The 10,658-nt window shown below is 43.9% G+C and carries 10 protein-coding genes; 8 read left to right on the top strand and 2 right to left on the bottom strand.

Annotation, left to right across the window (positions count from 1 at the left end):
• Positions 1–568: 568 nt before the first annotated feature.
• The 6 genes from mtnN to L2730_RS18450 all read left to right on the top strand — a co-directional run bounded on the left by mtnN (position 569) and on the right by L2730_RS18450 (position 4,475).
• On the top strand, positions 569–1,261 hold the full coding sequence (gene mtnN, locus L2730_RS18475) for a 5'-methylthioadenosine/S-adenosylhomocysteine nucleosidase (RefSeq protein WP_248975930.1): 693 nt from the start codon (positions 569–571) through the stop codon (positions 1,259–1,261).
• A 112-nt stretch (positions 1,262–1,373) separates the two neighbouring features.
• Complete coding sequence (locus L2730_RS18470) at positions 1,374–2,300, top strand: cobalamin biosynthesis protein CobD/CbiB (RefSeq protein WP_248975929.1); 927 nt, start codon at positions 1,374–1,376, stop codon at positions 2,298–2,300.
• Positions 2,301–2,461: 161 nt separating this feature from the next.
• Positions 2,462–2,839: a DUF2721 domain-containing protein gene (locus L2730_RS18465; RefSeq protein WP_248975936.1), complete on the top strand. Its 378-nt coding sequence runs from the start codon at positions 2,462–2,464 to the stop codon at positions 2,837–2,839.
• Entirely contained in the window at positions 2,836–3,462 is a 627-nt protein-coding gene (locus L2730_RS18460; protein WP_248975928.1) for a trimeric intracellular cation channel family protein, read from the top strand. The genes L2730_RS18465 and L2730_RS18460 overlap by 4 nt, the downstream gene beginning before the upstream one ends.
• On the top strand, positions 3,459–3,938 hold the full coding sequence (locus L2730_RS18455) for a nuclear transport factor 2 family protein (protein ID WP_248975927.1): 480 nt from the start codon (positions 3,459–3,461) through the stop codon (positions 3,936–3,938). The genes L2730_RS18460 and L2730_RS18455 overlap by 4 nt, the downstream gene beginning before the upstream one ends.
• A 135-nt stretch (positions 3,939–4,073) precedes the next feature.
• Entirely contained in the window at positions 4,074–4,475 is a 402-nt protein-coding gene (locus L2730_RS18450) for a hypothetical protein (protein ID WP_248975926.1), read from the top strand.
• 51 nt (positions 4,476–4,526) lie between these two features.
• On the opposite strand, the gene tyrS is transcribed toward L2730_RS18450, so the two are convergent.
• The gene (gene tyrS / locus L2730_RS18445) at positions 4,527–5,723 is read right to left on the bottom strand and encodes a tyrosine--tRNA ligase (RefSeq protein WP_248975925.1); all 1,197 of its coding nucleotides are present in this window, start codon (positions 5,721–5,723) and stop codon (positions 4,527–4,529) included.
• Between the two features lie 126 nt (positions 5,724–5,849).
• On the opposite strand from tyrS, the gene L2730_RS18440 reads away from it, so the two are divergent.
• Together L2730_RS18440 and L2730_RS18435 are read left to right on the top strand one after the other, a co-directional pair.
• Entirely contained in the window at positions 5,850–7,250 is a 1,401-nt protein-coding gene (locus tag L2730_RS18440; RefSeq protein ID WP_248975924.1) for a peptidoglycan DD-metalloendopeptidase family protein, read from the top strand.
• A gap of 38 nt (positions 7,251–7,288) precedes the next feature.
• Positions 7,289–8,398: an anhydro-N-acetylmuramic acid kinase gene (locus L2730_RS18435; protein ID WP_248975923.1), complete on the top strand. Its 1,110-nt coding sequence runs from the start codon at positions 7,289–7,291 to the stop codon at positions 8,396–8,398.
• Positions 8,399–8,409: 11 nt separating this feature from the next.
• Here L2730_RS18435 and L2730_RS18430 read toward each other — a convergent pair whose 3' ends face one another.
• Positions 8,410–10,557: a winged helix-turn-helix domain-containing protein gene (locus L2730_RS18430; protein ID WP_248975922.1), complete on the bottom strand. Its 2,148-nt coding sequence runs from the start codon at positions 10,555–10,557 to the stop codon at positions 8,410–8,412.
• Positions 10,558–10,658: the final 101 nt, after the last annotated feature.

Genomic DNA, 10,658 nt, shown 5'->3' with positions numbered 1-10,658 from the left:
CAAGAGGGGATTGCTGTTGATCCCCTTTTGGCCGAGTGTGAGCTGGAAGCTCACGACTTTGATCAAGCGTAGCTTGATAAAACTAATAGAGGACCAACTCACTTTGGGGCATTTCCTTGTTAGAAATCCAAACTCTACAGCCTAATGATTATTCCAACTATCAAGTGTAGATACGGCCGTGACCGTCCATGACATGGACGTCATGGCCGAGCTTCCATGGATGGACTTGCTGCGTGTCACGGCAGTGTCTAAACATGCGATCGTTCATTCACATTGACCCATAGGGATATGGGAAATGTCATAATGGTGTCGGGAATACAAGTTCAAACAGGTTGCTTGGCAACACAATTCAAAAAATGTAATCAGTCTTCATTCGAAGGCCAATTAACTTTGAGACACATCCGAGTTAACCACTAGCAAAGACAACTCCAATGGCTTGCAATCAGCATGCTGCAACTAGCCGCGCTTGCATCATATCTCAACTTACCACTATGGCTTTTTCACTATCACCATAGGCCGTGGTATATTAGCGCCCATAATCATTCAGGCAGTTAAAAAAGGTCATTTCATGAAAATCGGTATTATTGGCGCTATGGAGCCAGAAGTTGCGCATTTAGTTGAATCGATGGAAAATTCGACTTCTACCACTATTGCGGGTATCGAGTTTGTCGCCGGTCAATTAGCCGGAAAGGACGTTATTGTCACTCGCTCTGGGATCGGTAAAGTTACTGCGAGTATCGCGACGACACTGCTTATTGAAAAATATGCACCCGATGTCATTATCAATACAGGTTCTGCCGGCGGTTTCGCCGATGACCTTGCTATTGGTGATATTGTTATCTCATCAGAAGTGCGTCATCACGATGTGGATGTGACCGCATTTGGTTATGAAATTGGTCAAATGGCCCAACAGCCTGCCGCGTTTATTCCAGATGCTAAGCTGGTTGCCGCTGCGCAAAAAGCCGTTGCTAGCTTAGGTGAAGTCAAAGCAATTGAAGGTCTGATTTGTACTGGTGATAGCTTTATTTGCGATCCAGTGCGCACTAAGACCATGTTAGAAAACTTCCCAACTATGGCTGCGTGCGAAATGGAAGCTGCTGCCATAGCTCAAGTTTGTCATCAATTTGAAATGCCATTTGTAGTCATTCGCTCACTGTCTGATAATGCCAATGACGACTCAGCAGTTGATTTTGATGAGTACATCATCAAAGCGGGTCACCATTCTGCACTAATGGTTATCGCGCTCATTGAACAACTTTAACGCTGTATAATTAAATAAGTCGCATAAGGATATAACAGACACTATGGTTCCGGAGTTTACAAAAATCTTCTCGCAAGATAGTCAACTTTATATCGGTGCTATAGTGCTGTTAATGTCGATCCTTCTAGCACGCATGGCTCCGCTACCGCGACAATTGCAACCACTCGTTTGGCTAAGCAACCTAGCATTAAGTTTAAGTGTAAAAGTTAACCATACTCACCGGGCTGCATCGCAGCAGGTCATTGCTGGAGTATTATCAACACTACTGTTAATACTCCCCTTCTGGCTCATTATTAGCTTTTTTATTGAACTGGCTGAGTTCACTTGGTTTTTTGAAGCTTTAGTTATCTACATTTGCCTGCAAGACGATCACTTCAGATATATAGCCCGCGAAGTATCCATTGCGATACAACGGGATAATAAAGGACGCGCTCGCGCACTATTACAACCTTGGCTCAATCGCAGTACTCAGTCGTTGTCTAGCGTAGGGTTAAGCAAGGTCACCATAGAACGTTTAGCAACCACGCCCACCTATGGCATAGCTTCAACTGTACTTTTTTATTGTATTGGTGGAGTGCCATTGCTGTTAGCCGCTAGAATGCTTAAGCAGTTAGATAATGTTTGGCCAGTTTACAACCCGCAATATCGTTTCTTCGGCATTGTCGTATACGCACTTAGTAGCATTGTTCATTTCATCCCCGCTAAACTTTGGAGCTTTACTCTTGCGATTCAAGGGGGGCCAAAAAGTTTAGCCGTACTACTGAATCCTAAAATCAATGCCGCTCCGATGGTTGAGTATCAAACCAGCGCCGTTATCGCCAGTGCACTTAATGTTGAGCTCGGCGGGCCTGCTAAATTTCAATGTGGTAAAAATGCCGATAAAAAAGTCATTTTACCCAAACTAAAATATGGCCGCTTGCCCGAAGCTGACGATATTCAACGTGCGTTAAAGCTCAACTCTATGGCGTTTGGCTTATGGACCTTTGCCATTATTCTTCTTCCAGCAATCTGGGGCACATTACGAATGTTAAATGGCTAATTGGCCTTTTACCTCCTTGTCGCTCCCGAGTGCGTTATAATTCGCCAAACAGGCTTAAATTCAATCAGAAAAATACCATCATCTTGTATATATTATTGGCATAGGTATTATTCTTAATTTGGTTATTATCTCCTTTACGGGCTTTCGATTTGCTAGATAACATACATGTATCGCTTACTACACCCGCATTGCTGTTTCCGGCAATTTCTTTGCTTTTGCTCGCCTATACCAATCGTTTTTTTGCATTGGCCGCACTTATTCGCAATTTGAGCGCAGACGGCCAACCTATCCACGACAGTCAGCTTAAAAACTTACGGCAACGCATTAGTATTATCAAAAGAATGCAAGAGTCTGGCGTGCTCAGTTTTGCACTGTGCGTTTTATGCATGATTTTCATCTATATTGGCTTTAACAAAATCGGCTCACTAATTTTTGGTTGTAGCTTGCTGTTATTGCTTTACTCGCTGCTATTGTCTGTCATTGAAATTCGTATTTCTGTCGATGCGCTAAACATCCACCTGAAAGAGCTCGACAAATGATAGATTGGATCTATTTCTTCGACCTGTGCGGAACCTCGGTATTTGCACTATCTGGTGCGCTTGCAGCTGGTCGACATAAAATGGATCCGTTTGGGGTGATTGTATTGGCCTCTGTGACCGCCGTGGGTGGCGGCAGTATTCGCGATGCTATATTAGGTACTACGCCTGTGTTTTGGATCCAGGATCCTAACTATATTATTGTTATTTTAGCGACCGTGCTGCTGACATTGATATTTGTACGTAAACCCAAACGTGTACCTCGATATATCTTTCCTGTGGCTGATGCTCTTGGTTTAGCTCTGTTTACTATTATTGGCGCAGAGAAGGCCTTGAGCCTCGAGCTAGGTGGCATGATAGCCGTAGTGATGGGACTAATAACCGGTGTCGGCGGTGGTATCATACGCGATCTACTTTGCCAACAAGTGCCAATGGTATTGCGCACAGAAATTTATGCGACGGCATCAATTATGGGTGGGATCTGCTACACCATTAGCTTATATTGGGGAGCGCCTGACATGTTCGCGCTGCTGTTTGCTATGGCGACCGCATTAACTATAAGATTAGCTGCAATACGCTGGCATCTATCCTTACCTGCATTTGACTTAAAGACGCAACAAAAATGAGATTACAATTATTTAGTTTACTCCTGGTTTTTTTCAGTTTGCCAAGCTTCGCCAACATCGGTGACATGCCTAAAGAACAACAACTAGCGGTCAAGTATATTAAGGCTCTCACTAGCCAAGACTACGCTAAGCTAACCTCATTTTATAATCGTGACAGCGTTTTTAATGACAGAACCGCAAGCCGAAAATACACCGGGAAACGCCACATATTAAGCTTTTTAAAACGTGCCCATAAAGGCGTGCTTGAGTACAACTTTAATATTGAGCATATGTTTAACTCAGGCTCTTTGGTCATTCTCATTGGTAACTACCATTATAAAGGCCCTGGAGAACAGTTTGGTAAGCCCGGTCGTATTATTGATCTCGCCATCCCTGGGGTGACAACTTTAAACTTAGATATGACCAATAATCGCGTCAAAGAGCATCAAGATCTGATGGACTATCAAACCATGTCGGATCAGCTATCCACTCAATAACCGCTAAAGTTTACGAGTAACCAGCAGACGGAATATCTTCAGTGAGCGCTGGATCGCATTTTAAAGCTGCTGTAGGAAACTTTTTCAATCTAGCCTGTCAAAGTAATAGAGACATACTTTTTGCTGTAGGTTGTTATGAGTTTTATCAATATTATTCGTACCCTTTTTGCTTTTTCAGTCCTGTTTTGCAACGCGGCGTCAGCCTATGAAAACCCGATCGTGGTATCTTACGCTGTGCAACCAATAAACAAATTTAATCAGCAGCTTGATCAAGCTCAGCAAGAGTCATTAAAGTGGACACAGGCACCGGAATCTATCTCGGCCCATTACTCAGGCGATAACTTTACCTTAGCAAGAATTAAAAACTTCGAGGGCAAGGTGGTCACTTACAGTGTTAGCCAACAGAACAGTAAACACCCAAAAATGTTATTGATATTATCGATGGAGAAACAGAAAGGTTTGTGGATTGTCGATGCTGCTAAGCTTACTTGGCAATGTAAAAACGGCCTGCACTTTGGTACAGACCGTTGTCAATAATCAGCGTTTTATGGACACTGTGGCAGTATAAATCTTTATGTTAAATAAATTTTATACTAAAGTGATTTTAGCGAACTTGCGCTTACCCACTTGGAAAACACCCGTTGTGCCAGCCGTTAGCTGCATACGTGTATCTTCAATCTTGTTACCGTCTATCTTAGCTGCGCCCTGCTTAATCATCCGCATTGCGTCAGATGTAGAGCTAACCAGACCCGCTTCTTTAAGTAGGTTAGCAATCGCTATCCCTTCACCTGCCGCTATTTCTAACTCTTGAATATCGCTAGGAAGCGCACCTTTTTGGAAACGGTTGATAAACTCTTGATGGGCAGCCTCTGCAGCAGCATCATCATGGAAGCGAGCAATGATCTCTTTGGCTAAAGCAATCTTTACATCACGCGGGTTAGCACCGGCGTCAATATCCGTTTTAAACTGCTCTATCTCAGCTAAAGGACGGAACGATAGCAATTCAAAGTAGCGCCACATCAACTCATCAGAGATAGACATGATCTTACCGAACATCTCTCCGGCTGGCTCGCTCACACCAATGTAGTTGTGGGCAGACTTAGACATCTTCTTAACGCCATCAAGACCCTCTAGCAGCGGCATCATGATCACAGTTTGTGGTTTTTGACCTGACGACTTCTGTAGCTCACGTCCCATCAGCAAGTTAAACTTCTGATCAGTACCACCTAACTCAACATCTGATTCAAGTGCGACCGAATCGTAACCTTGCAACAGCGGGTACATAAACTCATGGATTGCAATAGCTTGGCCTGAACCATAACGCTTTTTAAAGTCGTCACGTTCCATCATGCGCGCAACAGTCTGCTGCGATGCTAAACGGATCATACCCGCAGCGCCAAGTGGCTCTAACCAGCTAGAGTTAAATTCAATGCGGGTTTTAGCAGGGTCTAAAATCTTAAACACTTGCTCTTTATAAGTCTCAGCATTGGCAAGTACTTGCTCACGCGTTAATGGTGGACGAGTACTGTTTTTACCACTTGGATCGCCGACCATACCAGTGAAGTCACCAATCAAGAAGATCACTTCATGACCTAGCTCTTGAAAGGTACGCATTTTGTTTAAAATAACGGTGTGGCCCAAATGGATATCTGGCGCGGTTGGATCGGCGCCAAGTTTGATCTTTAGTGGACGACCCTCTTTTAGCTTCTCCAGCAGATCCGCTTCAAGTAAAATTTCGTCAGTACCACGTTTAATTTCTGCTAATGCTTGCTCTAAATCAGCCATGTCGGCGGTTACTCCTGGGAGCCTAATCATAAAATCTGGGGACTAATGTTACTTGTTAGCCAGCACAAATGAAAGTGTGTACACTAAGGGGATCACTAAGAAAGAGCGAATTTGGTACCGAGGTCAATGGGAAAGGTTATAACTTTATTTAAATTACTGCCAAAATTACATCAAATACTCCTTTGTATCTTAGTTTTTGTCACCCTAATTATTGTGTTAATACCGTCAGATGATGTTCAAGCATCAAAACAGACGGTGTCATCAAACGGTGAATATGACTTAAATACCCGTTATGACGTACCTTTAGCATTTCGTACACCGACTCCTCCAGCAGGCTCTGATTCAATCAATCAACAAAATGCAGAAACACGAAAACAGCCGCTAGCGCAATCGTCTTCATCCAATCAAGCGCAAACAGAACAAGCAACAGTAGATATTGAACCGGTATTAAATGAAAAACACTTTCAGGTTAAAAGTGGTGACACCCTCGCAGCACTCTTTAGCCGTGCTGGTTTAACAGCAAAAGATGTCTATGATGTTACTCAATTGCCTAAGTCCAAAAAGAATTTGCTTAAAATCATGCCTGGCGATGAGCTAGTCATTGCTAAAGATGATGATGGCCAATTGGTACAGCTACGCTACCACTTAGATAAAATCTCAACCTTAGTTGTCAACCGAGTTGATGGTAAATATCAAGAGGCCATTAGCACTAAGCAAGTTGAAATTCGCAGCAAGTTTGCCAATGCCACCATTGAAAATAACTTTTGGAATGCTGGCGTTGCCGCTGGGTTAACCCCCAATCAAATCATGCAACTGGCCACAATCTATGGCTGGGATATTGATTTCGCCTTGGACCTTAGGAAAGGTGACAGTTTTGCCATTCTGTTCGAGGAGGAATACGCCGACGGCGAGTTTTTGCGTAACGGTAATATTCTAGCAGCAGAGTTTACTAACCAGGGCGACCTATACACTGCGGTGCGTTATAAAGACGGCAACTATTACTCTGCTGAAGGTCGCAGCATGCGTAAGGCATTTCTACGCTCACCTGTCGACTTTAAATATGTAAGTTCAAGCTTCAACCCACGTCGCTTACATCCAGTTACTGGGCAAGTACGAGCCCATAGAGGGGTTGATTATGTTGCCGCAGTTGGCACGCCGATAAAAGCTGCGGGTAAAGGCCGAGTGATAAAATCAGCCTATAATCAATACAACGGCAATTACGTTTTCATCAAGCACAATGACACCTACACCACTAAGTATTTACACCTTAAAAAGCGTAAAGTGAAAACTGGCGCTTCAGTCAAACAGGGGCAAATAATTGGTACCCTAGGTTCGACAGGGCGTGTAACAGGTGCGCATTTGCATTATGAGTTCATTGTAAATGGTGTTCACCGTAACCCACGCACCGTTAAGTTGCCAAAGTCGCAAGCGATTGCTAAAAAAGAGAAAGCCCAATTTGCTATCGTAAGTAAAAAGCTAATGGGTGAGCTTGAGCACAATAAACAAGTACAGCTTGCATCGCATTAATGCTTGCTCAATCAAGGCTAACAGAAGAGATCAATACCATGAATAAAAGCTATTACATTGGTCTAATGTCAGGCACCAGTATGGATGGTGTCGATGCCGTGCTCGTTAAGTTCAGTGGTGATACACCATCCTTGATAGCTCACCACTCTGAAGGGATCCCTGCTGCCCTATTAGCCAATTTGCAGAAGCTATGCCTACCGGGTAACGACGAAATTAATCGTTTAGGTCATCTCGATCGTGCAATAGGGAAACTATTTGCCAAAGCAGTCAATGCACTGCTTGATACTGCCGGCGTTGATAAAATGGCGGTTATTGCGATTGGTAGCCACGGCCAAACGGTTCGTCATATGCCCAACCTTGAGATGGGCTTTACCCTGCAAATAGGCGATCCAAATACCATTGCAGCTGAAACTGGCATTGATGTTATTGCAGATTTTAGGCGTAAAGATATTGCCCTTGGTGGCCAAGGTGCGCCGCTGGTTCCGGCTTTCCATCACCATGTATTTGCCAGCCAAAATCATAAACGTATCATTCTCAATATTGGTGGTATTGCTAACATCACCTATTTACCCGGCAACACCGATGCGGTAACGGGTTTTGATACTGGCCCAGGTAACACATTGATGGATGCTTGGATTCAATATCAGCAAGAGTTGCCGTATGACAAAGACGGCGCATGGGCAAAAACAGGGACGACAGATGATGATATGCTACAGCACTTATTATCCCACCCCTATTTTTCATTAGCGGCACCCAAAAGTACTGGCCGAGAGCTATTCAACCAAGCTTGGTTAGAACAGCAATTGGCAGACTTTAACCATATTAGTGACGCTGATATTCAATCAACCTTGCTCGATTTAACCTGCTTTAGCATTGCCAATGACATCTTAGCTCTATCAACCGAAGGGGAAGTATACGTCTGCGGCGGCGGTGCTTACAACACAGAGCTAATGTATCGACTAACGCAGCTATTACCGCACTATAAAATAAGTAGTACTACAGAGCTTGGTATCAATCCACAATGGGTGGAAGGTATCGCTTTTGCTTGGCTAGCAATGCGCTTCCACCTAGGCTTGCCTGGTAATTTACCTGCAGTGACGGGTGCAAGCCGCGCGGCAATTCTCGGCGGAAAGTTTAGCGCGTTATAGTACAGTGGCTATTACCTTAGCAACTTATGCTCAAGCATCATCACATCACGCTCTGAATATTTAGACAGCGTCATTAGCAACTGTTGTTGCTGCTCGCTGTAGCTCATCGAGCCAAAAGAGCTGAGACTTGAGGCTGGTAGTCGTAATATAGGTTCTATCTGCTTGCGCTCAAAATTCCAATAGTTTATTTGTTGAAAGCCTGAACCATTTTCTTTAAAGAAGATCCCTTTGTCGGCGACAGTCCAGTTATGGTTCTCTTTAAAAAGCTGCGAAGAGATGACTTGAGTCATAATAGTGGGAGCCGCTAACGATAACGACCACAACCCATTTCGGTCCTCCCTAGTAAACAGCAACTTATTGTCGCGGGTTGCATGGCCTAACCTCATTGCTACATTGGAGATAACTTCAACCTGATGTTCAGTAAGGAAAAACTGCGTTAAACCATCATCAGTTGAAGTAAAGATAGCATTATCGTCATGGCTCCAATTCAGTCGGCCATGATCAATGTAAGGCGAAGCGAGAATACTCAAACTTTGGCTAGCAAGATTAAGCACGTGGATCACATTGCCTTCCCCTTTAGCATCGGGTGCTAGAAAAGCAATATTTTTGCCATCATGAGACCATTTAGGGTAAGCGACTCGCTGGTTTAGGGTTGTCAGTTGGCGCCTATTCTCACCGTTAATGTCTGCAGACCAAAGTTCGTTGGCACCAGTGAGATTAGAAACATAAACAATACGCTTGGTCTGCTCAGAGTAATCTGGATTTCGAAAACTAAAGCCTGATTGCAACATCGGAAATGGCGCGCTGGCCACCGCGGAATCAGTTGCCAAGTAAACGATCTGGTACTCTTTTTTATGACGCTCAAACACCAGTGCATTGCTATTCGTCAGAAAGCTTGGGTAACTAAAGCCTGTTATGTTTAAAGCTTTTGACTGCTTAGTAGCAATATCAATAATGAACCCATTACGCACCCCTGATGTTTCAGTGCTAAATACCAAGCGCTGATTATCTTGATGCCAGCTAAGCCCACGAATGTCCTCCAACCCTTCTGTTAAGCGCAGCTCCTCACCCGTAGCGCGGTTTCGAATGAAAATATCCTCTGAAATATTACCAAAACGTCGTGCGATAGCGAGCCATTTACCATCGGTACTGTAGGCTAAATCACGATCGCGGTAGTTGCAATCCACCAGGCAAGAAAGTCTGTGGGGCTGTGCATGTGTCTCTTGCAGATTAACCGTGTATAAGCCACCAGTATTAGTGTCTAAGTCAAAGCCTATATAGGCGAGTTCTGTATCGTTAGGGGCAAGGTCGAGTGCCGACATGTAGCTATTACAACGGCTAAGATCAACCGCATTGGCTGTAGCGATAGTGAATTGCTTTATAAAGCATTCACCAGTTCGCTTATCAGTACTTGGAAAATATAGCGTTGTGCCGTCAGAGTTCCAAACTGCACGAGCTTCTCGGCTTGCGTTAGAGGTTAATCGTTTAGGGCTACTGTTAAAGTCTGATAGATCTTTCAGGTACAAGCTATAGCTTTGACCATTATTACGGCTGCCATAAACTAACCATTGACCATCTGGCGACACGGCTGGGAAGCGTTCAGCTTCACCGCCCCAAGACAGTCTTGAAACCTGAGGTTCCATCATTTTTATCTGATCATGATAGAGGTGATAGGCCAGTGTGATAAGACTGATAACGCTAACACAAGCTATCGCAATCCAGCTGCGCTTTAACGCAACTGTCAATTTTTCTATTCGGTTTTGTAGCTGGTGCAACACATCAACATCATCGACTAAATCCGCTGAATTATACTGCGGCTCAATCAGCAAACGGTATCCACTTTTACGCACGGTTTCTATTATTGGCTTATCAGATATAGGTTTGAGTTGCTGACGAAGATGCCAGATAGCGTTAGTAAGCGCTTTGCTACCAACATACCCATTGCCGTCCCAAATACACTCAATAATCTCCTCTCGAGAAACAACTTCTGGGTATCGGTTCGCGAGAAAAGCAAGTACTTCAATGAACTTAGGTTGCAGCGTAGCTGCATTAGAAGGTTCTGAATTATCAACTAAGGACCGAAAGCGTAAACTATAGTCGCTTGGATCAACAATGCAGTTTTCAAGTTCAAACTTTATACCTAGCTTTACCATCGTCATACCGCCTCTTTAGCCACTCTACAGGTCAATTCAGAGTTCCCCCCCTTTCTTTGCCACAGTGTTACCAGCAAAGAAAGTCACAAAATTAACACATCTAACGC

The sequence above is a fragment of the Shewanella kaireitica genome, assembly GCF_023284045.1.
Taxonomy (GTDB): Bacteria; Pseudomonadota; Gammaproteobacteria; order Enterobacterales; family Shewanellaceae; genus Shewanella; species Shewanella kaireitica.
This window is presented reverse-complemented; position numbering and strand designations above follow the sequence as displayed.

Coding starts and splice junctions, on each gene's coding strand:
- L2730_RS18435 (WP_248975923.1), top strand. CDS start 7,289: ATGAATAAAAGCTATTACATTGGTCTAATGTCAGGCACCAGTATGGAT.
- L2730_RS18455 (WP_248975927.1), top strand. CDS start 3,459: ATGAGATTACAATTATTTAGTTTACTCCTGGTTTTTTTCAGTTTGCCA.
- tyrS (WP_248975925.1), bottom strand. CDS start 5,723: ATGGCTGATTTAGAGCAAGCATTAGCAGAAATTAAACGTGGTACTGAC.
- L2730_RS18450 (WP_248975926.1), top strand. CDS start 4,074: ATGAGTTTTATCAATATTATTCGTACCCTTTTTGCTTTTTCAGTCCTG.
- mtnN (WP_248975930.1), top strand. CDS start 569: ATGAAAATCGGTATTATTGGCGCTATGGAGCCAGAAGTTGCGCATTTA.
- L2730_RS18470 (WP_248975929.1), top strand. CDS start 1,374: ATGTCGATCCTTCTAGCACGCATGGCTCCGCTACCGCGACAATTGCAA.
- L2730_RS18430 (WP_248975922.1), bottom strand. CDS start 10,557: ATGACGATGGTAAAGCTAGGTATAAAGTTTGAACTTGAAAACTGCATT.
- L2730_RS18460 (WP_248975928.1), top strand. CDS start 2,836: ATGATAGATTGGATCTATTTCTTCGACCTGTGCGGAACCTCGGTATTT.
- L2730_RS18440 (WP_248975924.1), top strand. CDS start 5,850: ATGGGAAAGGTTATAACTTTATTTAAATTACTGCCAAAATTACATCAA.